This window comes from Qipengyuania sp. ASV99, assembly GCF_047872805.1.
GTDB lineage: Bacteria > Pseudomonadota > Alphaproteobacteria > Sphingomonadales > Sphingomonadaceae > Erythrobacter.
This window is the reverse complement of record NZ_JBLQUK010000011.1, coordinates 25,621-40,955: the sequence shown is the minus strand read 5'-3', so window position 1 is coordinate 40,955 and position 15,335 is coordinate 25,621. Positions and strand designations below refer to the sequence as shown.

General features: G+C 60.9%; 11 protein-coding genes. 7 read left to right on the top strand and 4 right to left on the bottom strand.

What is annotated here, in order from left to right; all coding sequences use genetic code 11:
• Position 1: 1 nt before the first annotated feature.
• The gene (gene rplA, locus ACM64M_RS12115; protein WP_416228959.1) at positions 2 to 694 is read left to right on the top strand and encodes a 50S ribosomal protein L1; all 693 of its coding nucleotides are present in this window, start codon (positions 2 to 4) and stop codon (positions 692 to 694) included.
• A gap of 83 nt (positions 695 to 777) precedes the next feature.
• Here the strand turns inward: rplA and ACM64M_RS12110 are convergent, their stop codons facing one another.
• Both ACM64M_RS12110 and ACM64M_RS12105 read right to left on the bottom strand, forming a co-directional pair.
• Positions 778 to 1,554, bottom strand: a complete 777-nt coding sequence (locus ACM64M_RS12110) for a competence/damage-inducible protein A (RefSeq protein ID WP_416228958.1) — start codon at positions 1,552 to 1,554, stop codon at positions 778 to 780.
• Between the two features lie 149 nt (positions 1,555 to 1,703).
• Positions 1,704 to 3,212, bottom strand: a complete 1,509-nt coding sequence (locus tag ACM64M_RS12105) for a flavin-containing monooxygenase (RefSeq protein ID WP_416228957.1) — start codon at positions 3,210 to 3,212, stop codon at positions 1,704 to 1,706.
• A 115-nt stretch (positions 3,213 to 3,327) separates the two neighbouring features.
• On the opposite strand from ACM64M_RS12105, the gene ACM64M_RS12100 reads away from it, so the two are divergent.
• Together ACM64M_RS12100 and ACM64M_RS12095 are read left to right on the top strand one after the other, a co-directional pair.
• Entirely contained in the window at positions 3,328 to 5,373 is a 2,046-nt protein-coding gene (locus tag ACM64M_RS12100) for a TonB-dependent receptor plug domain-containing protein (RefSeq protein WP_416228956.1), read from the top strand.
• Positions 5,374 to 5,604: 231 nt separating this feature from the next.
• Entirely contained in the window at positions 5,605 to 8,163 is a 2,559-nt protein-coding gene (locus tag ACM64M_RS12095; RefSeq protein WP_416228955.1) for a TonB-dependent receptor, read from the top strand.
• A gap of 265 nt (positions 8,164 to 8,428) precedes the next feature.
• Here the strand turns inward: ACM64M_RS12095 and ACM64M_RS12090 are convergent, their stop codons facing one another.
• Positions 8,429 to 9,592, bottom strand: a complete 1,164-nt coding sequence (locus tag ACM64M_RS12090; RefSeq protein ID WP_416228954.1) for an acyl-CoA dehydrogenase family protein — start codon at positions 9,590 to 9,592, stop codon at positions 8,429 to 8,431.
• Between the two features lies 1 nt (position 9,593).
• Positions 9,594 to 10,367, bottom strand: coding sequence for a crotonase/enoyl-CoA hydratase family protein (locus ACM64M_RS12085; RefSeq protein WP_416228953.1), 774 nt, complete (start codon positions 10,365 to 10,367; stop codon positions 9,594 to 9,596).
• 128 nt (positions 10,368 to 10,495) lie between these two features.
• Between ACM64M_RS12085 and ACM64M_RS12080 the strand changes: the two genes are divergently transcribed.
• From ACM64M_RS12080 to ACM64M_RS12065, 4 genes are all read left to right on the top strand, one after another.
• Entirely contained in the window at positions 10,496 to 11,764 is a 1,269-nt protein-coding gene (locus tag ACM64M_RS12080; RefSeq protein ID WP_416228952.1) for an acetyl-CoA C-acetyltransferase, read from the top strand.
• Positions 11,757 to 13,289 (top strand): acetyl-CoA acetyltransferase, encoded by a 1,533-nt coding sequence (locus ACM64M_RS12075; protein WP_416228951.1) that lies wholly within the window; start codon positions 11,757 to 11,759, stop codon positions 13,287 to 13,289. Before ACM64M_RS12080 ends, ACM64M_RS12075 begins: the two co-directional genes overlap by 8 nt.
• A gap of 299 nt (positions 13,290 to 13,588) precedes the next feature.
• A complete protein-coding gene (hppD, locus tag ACM64M_RS12070; protein WP_416228950.1) occupies positions 13,589 to 14,707 on the top strand; it encodes a 4-hydroxyphenylpyruvate dioxygenase in 1,119 nt (372 codons plus the stop codon).
• A complete protein-coding gene (locus ACM64M_RS12065) occupies positions 14,704 to 15,264 on the top strand; it encodes a VOC family protein (protein ID WP_416228949.1) in 561 nt (186 codons plus the stop codon). The genes hppD and ACM64M_RS12065 overlap by 4 nt, the downstream gene beginning before the upstream one ends.
• Positions 15,265 to 15,335: the final 71 nt, after the last annotated feature.

The window sequence follows — 15,335 nt, the reverse complement described above, 5'->3', positions numbered from 1 at the left end:
AATGGCGAAGATCACCAAGAAGCAGAAAATCGTTGCCGGTCTCGACCGCGAAAAGCTGTATAGCTTTGACGAAGCCATCGCCACCTTGCGCACGCATAAGGCCAAGTTTGACGAAACCGTCGAAGTTGCCATGAACCTCGGCGTCGATCCGCGTCACGCCGACCAGATGGTGCGCGGCATGGTTTCGCTGCCTTCGGGCACGGGCAAGGACGTGAAGGTCGCCGTGTTCGCGCGCGGCGACAACGCTGACAAGGCGCTGGCTGCCGGTGCTGACAAGGTTGGCGCCGAAGACCTGATGGAAGACATGCAGAACGGCAATGTCGATTATGACCGCGTCATCGCGACACCGGACATGATGGGCGTGGTTGGCCGTCTGGGCAAGCTGCTCGGTCCCAAGGGGCTGATGCCGAACCCGAAACTGGGCACGGTCACGCCAAACGTGGAACAGGCCGTAAAGGACGCCAAGGGCGGCCAGGTCGAATTCCGCGTCGAAAAGCAGGGCATCATCCATTCGGGCATCGGCAAGCTGTCGTTTTCTGACGATGCGCTGAAAGCCAATTTCAACGCGATCACCGACGCCATCGTCAAGGCCAAGCCTTCGGGCGCAAAGGGCAAATATGTGCGCAAGGTCTCGCTGACCTCGAGCATGGGCCCCGGCCTGAAAATCGACACGGCGAATATCGAAGGCGCGTAACGCCCGAATTCGCCACAATGAACTGAAAAGGGGGCCGGGAGCGCAAGCTTCCGGCCCCCTTTTTCGTTTTGCGCAAAAGCGCTCTAAATCCCGCCGGTCACTGGCTCGTTTCCGCTGGCTATCAGCCTGCCGATCAGGTCGCTCTCGCAACCGGCAAGGTCGGTCTGGCTGGTCGAACGGATCACGAAATTCGCCCCCACGCGCCCTTCGCGGAAGAACGGGTAGGAACCGATCTGGCAATTGGCATGCGCGGTTTCGACCTCGCGCAGCGTCGCGGCAACCTCGCTTTCGGCGACCCAGCAGCCGATGGTGCTCGACAGCAGCGGCGCTCCGCCCTCCAGCTTGCCGGTCAGCGCGTCGAGCATCCCGGCGGTGATATGCGGGACCCCCGCCATCAGGATGACATTGCCGCGGCGGATGCCCGGCGCGCCGGACATGCGATTGGGGATCAGGTCTGCGCCTTCGGGCACGCGCGCCATGCGCAGCCGCCCTTCGTTCAGTCCGCCCTTGTCCGCGTAATAACGTTCAAGCAGAGCGCGCGCATCGGGGTGGATGGTAACCGGCACGCCCAGCGCCTTTGCCACCGCATCGACGGTGATGTCATCATGCGTAGGCCCGATCCCGCCGGTGGTGAAGAGGTAATCATTGGCGGCGCGCAAAGCGTTGACCGCCTCGACAATCCGGTCCTCGACATCGGGCACCACGCGCACTTCGGCAAGGCGGATGCCCTGCACCTGCAGCCACGATGCGACCTGAGCAATATTCTTGTCATGGGTGCGACCGGACAGGATTTCATCGCCAATGACGACAAGTCCGGCTGTCCATATTTTTTCAGGCCAGATTTTTTCAGGAGAGGTCATGGGGTTGGGTTAGGCGAAGCTTGGCTGAATCAAAAGTCTTTCGTCATTGCGAGCCGCAAAGCGGCGCGGCAATCCAGAGTGGGTACGCGGCGGTCTGGATGCGGCGGTCTGGATTGCTTCGCCTGCGGCTCGCAATGACGAGGCTTGGCTTACTCCGCGGCTTCGAGCTGTTCGTCCGGCGTTTTCGCATTGGCCCCGGCGCGGGTAAAGGTGAGGATGCCGTCATCGACCGGGTCTTTCGCCATAAGCTTGCGATCCGCCACATATTCCTGATTTAGCCGCCACGGATAATTGACGCCGTTCTTGGGCTGGAGGTGCTTGGCGCGCTGGATATAACCGCTGGAGAAATCGTAAATGTCATCTTCTTCGATGGCGGCCTCCATTGCGGGGGTCAGAACCGGGGTCACGGTGTCCACCCCCTGATTGCGCATTTCATTGAGCACCCGGCAGACATAGTCGGAATTGATGTCCGCGCGCAAAGTCCAACTGGCGTTGAGATAGCCGAACACCACCGCAAGATTGGGCAGGTTCGAGAACATGCAGCCCTTGTAATAGAACCTTTGCGCGAAATCGACCGCTTCGCCATTGACGCTGACCGCGATTTTCCCGGCGACCGCCATGTTCAGGCCGGTGGCGGTGATGATGATGTCGGCGTCAATCAGTTCGCCCGATTTCAGACGGATGCCGGTTTCCTCAAATGCTTCGATATGGCCGGTGACGATGCTGGCCTTGCCCGCATTGATCGCGTTGAACATATCAGCGTCGGGCACCAGACACAGCCGCTGCTCCCAAGGATTGTAGGGCGGGGTAAAGGCCGCCTTGTCGTAATCTGGCCCCATTGCCTTTTCGAGTCCCTTGCGCAGGTTCTCCTTGACCTTTTCGGGCTTGTTGCGGGCGGTCTTGAAAACGAAATCCTGCATCCAGATATTCTTGGCGCGGGTGATCCGGTAGGCGAGTTGTTCTGGCAGGATCTTGCGCAGAAAGTTGGCAAAGCCATCCTTTGCCGGACGCGAAGCCATCCAAGTTGGCGTGCGTTGCAGCATGGTGACGTGCCCAGCGGTCTCCGCCATCGACGGGACGATGGTGACGGCGGTCGCGCCCGATCCGATCACCACGACTTTCTTGCCTGCATAATCGAGGTCTTCGGGCCAGAATTGCGGGTGGAGAACCTGCCCCTTGAATGCACCGAGTTGAAAGCCGGGGTCATAGGGTTCGTCGTAATCGTAATAGCCCGAACCGAGATAAAGGAAATTTGCCGTCACTCGGCTGCGTGTGCCCTCTGCGGTTTCCAGCTCAAGATGCCAACGTGCCTCGTCCGGACGGAAGTCCGCTGCGATGACCTTTTGCCCGAAACGGATGTGTTGGCGGATGCCGCGCTCATCGACGATCCGGTTGAGATATTCGAGGATCGCGGGCGCATCGGCTATGCTTTTTTCATGGCGCCACGGCTCAAAATCAAAGCCCAGCGTGTGCATATCGCTGTCCGAACGGATGCCGGGATAGCGGAACAAGTCCCACGTCCCGCCAAGGTTCTCGCGCCGCTCGACAATGGCGAAGCTGTGGCCGGGCGCCTTCATTCGCATATGCGCGGCCATGCCGATGCCGGAAATGCCTGCGCCGACGATCAGCACATCGTAATCAGGGGGTGTTGCGAGCATGGGGCCTCTCTCTTGTGGTATTGACAGTGATGTAAACACACGTCGTCGGCAAAAGCGAGTCTTGATAGCAATTTGAAACTGACTTGTGCGTCCGGACCCGCTAGCAGTCGCGCCCATGACCTGTGTTTTTCGCTTTCTCGCTGCCGCCAGTATCATCGCAATTTGCCCGCCCGCGCAGGCGCAGGAAGAGGATAGCGGCGAAACCTCCGGGAACGCATATCCCGAAGGTGAGATTGTCGTGACCGGCGAAGGGTTGGAACCGGCGCTGTCCAACATCGTCTATTCGGTTACCGAGATTGAGCGTGAGCAGATCATCTCCAGCGGTTCGGGCCGGATTGAGGATGTGCTGTCCAATGTCGCCGGGTTTCAGCAATTCCGCCGGTCCGACAGCCGATCATCGAACCCCAGCGCGCAGGGCGTGACCTTGCGCGCGCTGGGCGGCAATGCCACCAGCCGCGCGCTGGTGCTGCTCGATGGGGTGCCGATTGCCGATCCGTTCTTTGGCTATATCCCGCTGTCCGCGATTGCGCCCGAGGGCCTGGCGCGCATCCGGGTGACGCGCGGCGGCGGGTCCGGGCCGTTTGGCGCAGGCGCGCTCGCCGGGACGATCGAGCTGGAAAGCGCGGGGGCAGACACGCTTGGCCCGCTCGCGGCCAATCTGGCGATCAACGACCGCGCAGAGACCGAGGCCAGCGCCGCCATCACGCAGCAATTGGGCGGCGGGTTCGGCGTGGTAACCGGGCGCTGGGACCGCGGACAGGGGTTCTTCACGACACCCGCCGGGGACCGCGTGCCGGCCAGCGCGCGGGCGGCGTTTGACAGTTGGCAGGTCGGCATGCGCGCGGTCGCTCCGCTGTCTGCCGACACCGAATTGCAGGCGCGCGTGAGTATCTTTGACGATAGCCGCACCCTGCGCTTTGACGGCGCGGATTCGGCGAGCGAGGGTCAGGATGCGAGCCTGCGGGTGATCGGACGAGGTGACTGGAAATTCGACGCGCTGGCCTATGTCCAGGCGCGCAATTTCTCCAATGTGGTGATCAGTTCGACCCGGTTCACGCGGGTGCTCGACCAGCGCAACACGCCCTCGACCGGGCTGGGCGGCAAGATCGAAGTGCGCCCGCCGATTGCAGAGGGGCACGATGTGCGGGTGGGCGCGGATTACCGCCGGTCTGACGGGGAATTGCAGGAAGAAGCCTATAGCGCGTTCAGCGGATTGTTGACCGAGCGGCGGCGCGCGGGGGGCGTGACCAGCAATCTTGGCCTGTTTCTGGAGGACGATTGGGAAATCGGCCCGCTGGTGGTGACCGGCGGAGTGCGCGCGGATCACACCAGGATTGCAGACGGGTTCTTTCGCGCGGTCGATGCCAATGGCGGATTGGTATCCGAAACCATCGCGCAGGACCGGTCCGACTGGGAGTTGAGCTGGCGCGCGGGGGCTTCGTTCTACGCCACCCGGCGGCTGGATTTGCGCGCGGCGGCCTATACCGGGCTGCGGGTGCCGACCCTTAACGAACTGTACCGGCCATTCGTGGTGTTCCCGGTAGTGACACAGGCCAATGCCGCGCTCAGGAATGAGCGGCTGCAAGGGTTTGAGGTCGGGCTGAGCTGGCAGCCGGTGGATGCTGCGGTCCTGTCGCTGACCGCGTTTGACAATGAGGTTGAAAACGCCATCGCCAATGTGACGATTGCGCCCAATCTTCGGCAACGTCAGAACCTGCCTGCAATCTCGGCGCAAGGGATCGAAGGCACGCTGGCCGCGCGGTTTGGCAGCGTCAGCCTCGATGCCTCGTTCAGCCTCACCGATGCAGAGATTGACGGGGAAGGCGCATCATCGCCGCTGAACGGAAATCGCCCGCCGCAGACCCCCGAGTTTGCCGCATCGGCAACGCTGGCGTGGCAACCCGCAGCAGGTTGGCGGCTTGCCGGGACTCTGCGCCATGTGGGCGCGCAATTCGAAGATGACCTTGAAACCGACATCTTGCGCTCGGCCACAACGATTGATCTGTTCGCGCAGATTCCGCTGGTGCGAAATCTATCGCTGATTGCGCGCGCCGAAAATCTGCTTGATGAGGACATCGTGACCCGCAATTCGGGCGGCTCAATCGATCTGGGCGTGCCGCGCACTGTCTGGCTGGGCCTTCGTTTCGGCCTGAAGCCGTAGCGTAATCATTGACAATGCACAGCGCGCATCAATTGCGCCGCGTGCAACATAATTAGCATATGCATTGCAAAGACGTATCTATGCTGCGCCGCAACACACATTGTTGCATTTTTACTACTATCCTTGAACAACCGCCACGCGACTCTTGGCATCGCCGAAAGCGCTGATAATCTCGGCAATTGGAGAACCGCACCGGACAATAATCCGGGCGTCCAGTGGAGAGGATATTCAATGACACGCAAGCTCGCAGCCTATGCTGCCGGCCTTATGGCCTGCAGTTCGTTCACCGCACCCGCCTTTGCTCAGGATGCCGCACCCCGTGCAGTCCCGGTTGCGGACGACAATGTCATCATCGTGACCGCCACCAGGCGCGCGCAGGACGTTCAGGATATTCCGCTCGCCGTGACCGCGATTTCGCCGCAGGCGCTCGAAAATCAGGGCGTCGACAATATTCAGGAAGTGACGACCCTTGCGCCCAGTTTCAGCAGCAGCCAGGCGCAGATTGCGTCCGGCTCGGTCGTGCTGCGTATTCGCGGCGTCGGCACCACTTCGAACAACATCGGGTTTGAAAGTGCAGTCGGGATCTTCATCGATGGCGCGTATCAATCGCGCCCCGGCGTTGCTTTGTCCGAATTTGTCGATGTCGAACGGGTTGAGGTGCTGCGCGGACCGCAGGGCACGACCTTTGGCCGCAACACATCGGCGGGCGCGCTCACCATCACCAACAACCGCCCCGACCTCAGTGAATTTGGCGGCTTTGTGAACGCCGGCTATGGCAGCTTTGACGAAATCAGCCTGCAAGGCGCGGTCAATGTGCCCATCGTTCAGGACACTCTGGCGCTGCGCGTGACGGGGGCCTACCGCGAACGCGACGGGTTCCTGACCGTGGTCAACGGCGCGGGGACAGAGATTGGCGACACCAATGATGTCGACCAATATCTGATCCGCACCCAATTGGGCTGGGATACCGAAAGCGGGCTGCGCGGCCGGTTGATCGCCGATTATTCCAAGAGCAAGTCAAGCTGCTGCGGCGCAATTGAGCTGTATCAGTCGCCGCTGGTTCCCGGCGGTGCATTTGCGGCGGTCGGATTGGGCGCAACGGGCGGCAATGGGCAAACCACCGTTTCCAACAACCCCTTTGGCCAGCCTGAATTCGAACAGGCGCTTGATGACCGGATCGTCTCCGCCAATTTCGCGCCACGGGCCGACGTCGACAATTTCGGCCTGACGGGCGAGGTCGAATTTCCAATCTCGGACAGCGCCGACGTGATCTTCATCGGGTCCTATCGCAAGTTTGAATCGCTCGAAGCTTACGATTCGGATTTTACCGCGCTCGACGTTTTCAATGTCGATGTGCTTGATCTGACAATTGAGACCTTCACCGCCGAACTCCGGCTTCAGGGTGAGGCCGCGGGCGGCCGGTTGAATTACATGATCGGTGGTTTCTATTCGGATGAAACGCTGGATCAATCGGTCTCTTTCTCGCTGGGTGAGGATTATGGCGAGCAGGTGGGGGCCTTGCTGTTCCCGGCCACCGGCGGGGCGCTGGGGCCGAACCCGCTGACCCTGTTCACCGGGGTTGACCCGGCTGGCACCACCAACACCAACCGGTTCCAGCAGGATGCGCAAAGCTATTCGATCTTTACGCATAACAGTTTTGAAATCACCGACGGGCTCGAACTGACGCTGGGTGCGCGTTACTCGTTCGAAGACAAACAGGGCGGCTTTACCCAGACTGCGGTAAACAACCAGATTTGCCCCGCCGTGCTCGGCGCGCTCGCGGGTATTCCGGCGTCGTTGCAACCGACCTTTATCGCGCTGGGCTGCTTTGGTTTCACTGCCCCTGCCGATTTGCCGCAGGCCGCAGCCCTGCCACTGGTGCGCACGTTCCAATCGCAGTTTGACGATGAGGAACTGATCTACACCGCCCGGCTCGGCTATGAATTTGCCGCGCCGGTCAATCTCTATGCCAGCTTCACCCATGGTTATAAGTCTGGCGGTATCAACCTTGATACCACGGCGGGAGTTGGCGGCGCCGACCCCCGGTTCCAGTCGGAAGAAGTCGACGCCTATGAGATTGGCCTCAAATCCCGGCTGCTGGATGATGCGCTGACGGTCAACATCGCCGCATTCCATGAGGAGTTTTCAAACTTCCAGGTGCTTGAGTTTACCGGCACCGCATTCCAGACCTTCAACGTTCCAACCGCAAAATCGACGGGGCTTGAAATCGAAGGTTTGATCCGCCCGAATGATGAATTGACCTTCAATTTCGGCGGCACCTTCCTCGATGCGCGTTATCCAGAGGATTGTGCAGGCAATCAGGCCGCCGTGGTCACGGTTGCATCCTTGTGCGGTAACCCGCTTACCAATGCGCCCGATATTGTCGCGGTGTTTGGCGGTCTTTGGGAAAAGCCGATCAACGACAGCACCGAATTCTTCCTGGCCGGGCAGATCCGGCTGGAGGACGATCAGCGCACCTCGACGCAGGCCATCGTTCCGCCCAGCGCGGCGCAGATTGCGGCTGCGGGTAGCCTGCAGGCGGCGATTGATGCAGCGCCGCTGATCATTGGCGACGTGCAGGATGGCAAGGAATTCATCAATCTGCGCGCCGGTCTGCGGTTTGCCGATGGGGCTTTCTCGCTCGAAGGCTTCGTCAACAATCTGACCGACAATGTGACGCGCGGGGTGACTTTCAACACCACGTTGCGGGGCAGCGGGGCGGCAAATTCGCGTTCGGCCTTCTCGCTCCAGCCGCGCACCTACGGCGTTGTGCTGCGCGCCAAATTCTAAGCGCGCAAGGCAAGACACAAAAGGGCGTCCCGGGAAACCGGGGCGCCCTTTTTGTATTTCGAAGGCGCATCCGCGCCTTCGTCCTCCCGGCTGTTCCCTCCGTTTCGCTTCGCTCCACTTCGCGGCCGCAGCTCTGCTGTGCAAGACAAACGGCGCGAGCCGCAAGGGCGACCGCCCGCCCGCAGGTGCGTGAGCGAAGCGAACAATAGCGCCGAGGACGAAGGCGCGGATGCGCCTTCGAAAAGCCAAGAAAGCGTTCGATGTCTTACATCGAGCGCGCGATCAGCATTTTCATGACCTCGTTCGACCCGCCAAAAATGCGCGTGATGCGCGCGTCGCGGTACATTTTCGCGATGGGATATTCGTTGATGTAGCCTGCGCCGCCATGCAGCTGCAGGCATTTGTCGACCACTTCGCTTTGCAGCTCGGTCACCCAGTATTTCGCCATGGCTGCAGTCGCCACATCCAGCTCACCCTTGAGCAGTTTGGCGATGCAATCGTTGACGAACACCCGCGCCGCCGTGCCGCGCGCCTTCAAGTCGGCGAGCACAAACTGGGTGTTCTGGAAATCCCAGATCGTCTGGCCGAATGCCTTGCGGTTCTTGACATATTCGACCGTCACATCGAGCGCTTTCTCGATCCCGCTGGCCGCGCCCATGGCGATCACCAGACGTTCCTGCGCCAGCTCGCCCATCAGCTGATAGAAGCCCTTGCCCTCTACCCCGCCAAGCACATTTTCGGCGGGCACAAAGACATTGTCGAAAAACAGCTCAGACGTGTCGGCGGCGTCCATCCCGATCTTGTCGAGTTTTTTGCCGCGTTGGAACCCTTCTGCGCCTTCGGTTTCGAGCAGCATCAACGAGATGCCCTTGGCGCGTTCGTTGGGATCGGTCTTGGCGACGACGACGATGAAGTCGGCAGTCTGGCCGTTCGAAATATAGGTTTTTGCGCCGTTGATGCGGTAACCGTTGCCGTCTTTCAGCGCGGTCGTGGTGATTGATTGCAGGTCCGATCCGACCCCCGGTTCGGTCATCGCAATTGCGCTGACCAATTCGCCGCTGACCAGCTTGGGCAGATATTTCAGTTTCTGCTCCTCGGTCCCGTGGCGCACCAGATAGGGCAGGATGATGGTGTTGTGCAGGCTCGCCGCGAACCCATCGACATCGTGTTTGGATTGCTGGTCAATCACGACGATGTCATGCCGGAAATCGCCGCCGTGGCCGCCATATTGTTCGGGCACCGACACGCCCAGCAATCCGGCTGCGCCCGCTTCGTTCCAGAATTCGCGTTCGACCTGACCATCGTCGCGCCATTTCTGCACGCGCTTTTGCGGAGCGTGCTGTTGGTAGAATTTACCCACGGCGTCGGCAAAGATCGAAATCTCCTCGTCATTCATGAATTCGGGCTGAGCTACGTCAATCACCGGCATCTTATTTACCCTTCCAGTTGGGAGCGCGTTTTTCGGCAAAGGCGGCGGCGCCTTCGCGGGCGTCTTCGGAAACAAACACCGGAGCGATCAACTTGCCCTGCCGCGCATAGCGTTCTTCCATTGCCCAGCCGCGCGATTCCTTCATCACCTGTTTCGATACGCGCACCGCCAGCGGGCCGTTGGCGGCAATCTTGGCCGCCAGCGCCTTGGCCCCGTCGAGCGCGGAGCCTTCGACCACCTGATTGATCAGGCCCAGTTGATAGGCGCGCTCGGCACCGATGAAATCGCCGGTCAGGGCAAGCTCCATCGCCACCCGTTCGGGGATTTGATCGGGCAGCATCATCACACCGCCCGCCGCCGCGACAAGCCCGCGCTTGGCTTCGGGGATGCCGAATTTCGCGCCCGCATTGGCAACCACCAGATCGCAGGCGATCATCAGTTCCAGCCCGCCGGCCAGCGCATATCCCTCAACCGCTGCAATCAACGGTTTGGCGGGCGGAGCCTGCACCACACCGCCAAATCCGCGCCCTTCGACGCTGGGGCTTTCGCCGCGCAGGAAGCCTTTGAGGTCCATGCCCGAACAGAATGTGCCGCCCGCTCCGGTCAGAATGCCGACCCGCAGGTCGTCCTCTGCGTCGAGCCGGTCCATCGCCGCTGCGATGGCTTCGGACGCCGCCTTGGTCATGGCGTTCTTGGCTTCGGGACGGTTGATGGTGACGATCAGGACTCCGTCCTCGACCTCGGTCAGGACTTCCTGCGGTGCGGTATCGGTCAAAGCGCTCTCTCCATCGCTATTAGCATTTTCAATAGAAACTGAATTCTTGTGCGAGGAGTGCAGGCGGTTTACGGACACGTCAACCGCATTTTCGATAATTCGTTTAAACAGTCAGGAAAGAGGCCATCATGGGCGAAGCTTACATCATTGACGCCGTGCGCACCCCGCGCGGCATTGGCAAGCAAGGCAAGGGCGCGCTGGCCGATCAGCATCCGCAGCATCTGGCCGCGACCGTCCTGAAAGCCATCGCGCAGCGCAACGGGCTCGACACCGCAACCGTCGACGATGTGATCTGGTCGGTTTCAACGCAGGACGGGATGCAGGCGGGCGACATGGGCCGCATGGCGGCGCTCGATGCGGGCTATGACATCACCTCGTCCGGCACCACGCTCGACCGGTTCTGCGGCGGCGGGATCACCAGCGTGAACCTTGCAGCGGCGCAGGTGATGAGCGGGATGGAAGATTGCATCGTCGCAGGCGGCACCGAAATGATGAGCCTGACCGCCGCAATGGCGAAGGAAAAGATGGGCGCCGGGATCAAGCCGCCGATGATGGGCAGTTATAACGAACGTCTGCAAAGCGTTCACCCGCAATCGCATCAGGGCATTTGCGGCGATGCGATTGCCACGATCGAAGGCTTCACCCGCGCCGAGCTGGACGAGGTCGGATATCGTTCGCAGCAACGCGCCGCCGAAGCGATGGCCGAAGGGCGGTTTGCCAAATCAATCGTTCCGGTGGTGGCCGATGATGGCACCGTGCTGCTCGATCACGATGAATATCCGCGCCCGCAGACCACGATGGAAGACCTCGCCAAGCTGGAGCCGGCCTTTACCAAGATCGCCGACGTGCCGCTGGACGCAAAGGGCACGACCTTTCGCGGGCTGATCAATCAGAAATATCCCGATGTCGAGATTCAGAATTTCCACCACGCGGGCAACAGTTCGGGCGTGGTTGACGGCGCGGCGGCGGTGCTGGTGTGCAGCAAGGCCTATGCGCAGAAACACGGGTTGAAGCCGCGCGCGCGGATCGTGGCGACCGCCAATATGGGCGATGATCCCACATTGATGCTCAACGCCCCGGTCCCGGCGGCAAAGAAGGTGCTGGCTAAGGCGGGCATGACGGTGGAGGACATCGACCTCTATGAAATCAACGAGGCCTTTGCCGTCGTTGCCGCCAAATTCGTGCGCGATCTGGGGCTCGATTGGGACAAGGTCAACGTCAATGGCGGCTCGATTGCGCTGGGCCATCCGATTGGCGCGACCGGTTCGATCCTGATCGGCACGGTGATCGACGAACTCGAACGCCGCGATCTCAAAACCGGGCTGGTGACCATGTGCGCAGCGGGCGGCATGGCCCCGGCGATCATCGTGGAGCTGGTGGACGATTTTGTTGACTGAAGTCGCTGACAACACGCCGGTCATCATCGGGGTCGGGCAATATTCCGAAAGGGTGGGTGAGCCCGGCTACGAAGCGCTTTCCTATATGGACCTCGGCGGTCGGGCGCTGGCAGCGGCGATTGCCGATTGCGCGTCCGGCGCAAATGTTGCCGGAGCCATCGACACGCTTGCCGCCATCCGCGCGTTCGAAATGTCGCGTCCCGACCGCGCGCCGCCGTTTGGCGGATCGGACAATGTCCCGCGCAGCTTTGCCAGGCGGGTCGGCGCTGACCCGGCGCGCGCGATCCTTTCGACCACCGGCGGGCAATACAATCAGAAACTGGTCGGGGAATTTGCCGAGGACATCGCCGCCGGACGCAGCCACTGCACGGCGATTGTCGGATCAGAGGCGATCTCGACCGTCCTCGCTCTGTCGGCGAAGGGGGAAAAGCCCGACTGGTCCGAGGAGGTTGGCGGGGAATTGGAAGATCGCGGATATGGCCTTGACGGGATGCTGGAACCGGCCCTGTTCGCGCATGGCGCAAGCGGGGCGATCCCGCTTTATGCCATCGCTGAAAACGCCCGGCGGGCAAAGCTGGGCAAGAGCCTTGATCAATATCGCCGCGACATTGGCGAATTGTTTGCCCCTTTCACAAAGGTCGCCGCGGCCAATCCGCACGCCGCCGCGCCGACGCAGCGCAGCGCGCAGGAACTGGCGACGATCACCGACCGCAACCGCATCGTCGCAGAACCCTATGCGCGGATGACGGTGGCGCGCGATCAGGTCAACCAGGCCGCCGCGATCATCCTGTGCAGCGCGGACAAGGCGCGCGAACTGGGCGTGCCGCAGTCCAAATGGGTGCATATCCACGCAGTCACTTCGGCAACCGAACTGGAGCTATCGCAGCGACCCGATCTGGCCGCCAACCCGGCCTCTATCGCTTCGGTCGAACGCGCGCTGGAGATTGCGGGTAAGCGCATGTCCGACATGGCGTTCCTCGATTTCTATTCGTGTTTTGCGATTCCCGTGTTCAATCAATGCGACCATTTCGGCATCGCAGTGGATGATCCGCGCGGGCTGACGCTGACGGGCGGGCTGCCGTTCTTTGGCGGGGCGGGCAACAATTACTCAGCCCACGCGATTTGCGAAGCGGTGCAGCGGGTGCGCAATGAGCGCGGCAGCTATGCTCTGGTAGGAGCCAATGGCGGCTGGATGAGCAAATATGCGACCGGAATATATTCGACAGATCCCGCCGATTGGTCAGCGGGCGAGCGGTTGACCGAACTTCCAAAGGCCAGAAATGGGGCGGGGCGCAGCACCGAACCCTTTGGCGAGGCGAGCGTCGAAAGCTACACGATCAACCACGGCAAGAACGGCAGCCTTGCGGTGTTCATCGGCCGCAATCCTGCGGGCGAACGCGTGGTGGGCAATGCTGACCTCAGCGACGAGCCAACCCGCGCTCTGTTCGAAGGCGGAGAGCCGTTCGGTGCCAAGCTTATCGTCACGCAGGGCGAAGGCGGGCGCAACATCGGGCGGGTGGGTTAGGGTCAGGACCCTTCTGACCCTAGCGGGCTTTCCTACAGCCACCGCCGTGTGGCATGGCAAGGGATGGCATTTCTCCCCCCGTTCCCAAAGGGGCGCAAAAGCCGCTTTTGTTGGAAAAGTGTCAAGCGCGCCTTTTTCGTGTTTTGTGATGTAAATCAAACAATTGCGGTAGAAAGTCCCGCTTGACAACCTGTCCAATGTGTCAAGCAGATGGGCAGATGAACTGGCTTTGACAAAATCGCCCATTTGGCGTAGATAGTTACAGGTGTAACCAGTTTGAAATATTGAGGCTCCCGTAAATGACCCTGCACCCCGGCGATATGTTCGAAAACCCCGCTGGTCTTGACGGCTTTGAATTCGTCGAATTCTGCGCCCCCGAAAAAGGCGTGCTGGAACCGGTGTTCGAAGCGATGGGCTTCACTCAGGTGGCAAAGCACCGGTCAAAGGATGTGCATCTGTGGCGGCAGGGCGGCATCAATCTGATCGCCAATTACGAACCGCGCAGCGCGGCATGGTATTTCGCCCGCGAACACGGGCCAAGCGCCTGCGGCATGGCGTTCCGGGTGCGCAACGCAGTGAAAGCCTATGACCATCTGATCGAAGCCGGGGCCGAACCGGTGGCCAATGAACCCGGCCCGATGGAACTTCGTATCCCCGCGATCCGCGGCATCGGCGGCGCGATCCTGTATCTGGTCGATCGCTATGCCGGGGCCGAGGGCAAGAGCCTGACGATCTACGACATCGATTTCGATTACCTGCCCGGCGTCGATCCCTATCCCGAAGGCGCAGGCTTTCACACGATCGATCACCTGACCCACAACGTCTACACCGGGCGGATGAAATACTGGGCGGATTATTACGAGACGCTGTTCAACTTCCGCGAGATCCGGTTTTTCGACATCAAGGGTGAATACACCGGGCTGACGTCAAAGGCGCTGACCGCGCCCGATGGCAAGATCCGCATCCCGCTCAACGAAGAAGGCGAGGGCGGAAAGGGCCAGATCGAGGAATTCCTGCGCCAGTTCAACGGTGAAGGGATTCAGCACATCGCGCTGATCTGCGATGATCTGGTGGCGTGCTGGGACCGTTTGAAAGCGCTCGGAGTGCCGTTCATGACCGCGCCGCCCGCGACCTATTATGATATGCTGTCCGAACGCCTGCCCGGCCACGGCGAGGACGAAGCCGAACTGAAAATACGCGGCATCCTGCTCGATGGGACGACTGAAGGCGGACAGCCGCGCCTGTTGCTGCAAATCTTTGCCGAGGCAAAGGTTGGCCCGGTGTTCTTCGAATTCATCCAGCGCAAGGGCGATGACGGCTTTGGCGAGGGCAATTTCAAGGCGCTGTTTGAAAGCATCGAACGCGATCAGATTGCGCGCGGTGTGCTGGATACCAAGGCCAAGGAGCCTGCCGAATGAGCCACCCCGTAAGCCTCGCCGGAATCCATCACGCCGCCTATCGCTGCAAGGATGCGAAGGAAACGGTCGAGTGGTATGGCCGCGTGCTCGGCATGACCTACACCACCGCCTTTGCCGAGGATCACGTGCCCTCGACCGGCGAATACGATCCTTACATGCACATCTTTCTCGATGCCGGGAACGGCAACATTCTGGCGTTTTTCGAACTGCCCAATCAGCCGGAAATGGGCCGCGATCCCAACACCCCGGTGTGGGTGCAGCATTTGGCGTTGCGCGTCCCCGACGAAGCCGCGCTGCTCAGCGCCAAGGCGCATATCGAGGGTGAAGGGATCGACGTGCTTGGTCCGACGCATCACGGTATCTTCAAATCGATCTATTTCTTCGATCCCAACGGCCACCGGGTCGAACTGGCTGCGGACATCGGGACGGAAGAGCAATATGCCGAACTGAAGCGCGTCGCGCCGCTGATGCTCGACGAATGGAGCAAGACCAAGACAGCCCCGCGCCATGCTGACTGGCTGCACCAGATCGCCCGCGAAGAGCACGGCAAAGGCTAAATCGGGCACGGCAAACATGAAAAAGGGGCGCTGCGGCAGATGCCCAGCGCCCCCTTTCAATTGGCTGCTGC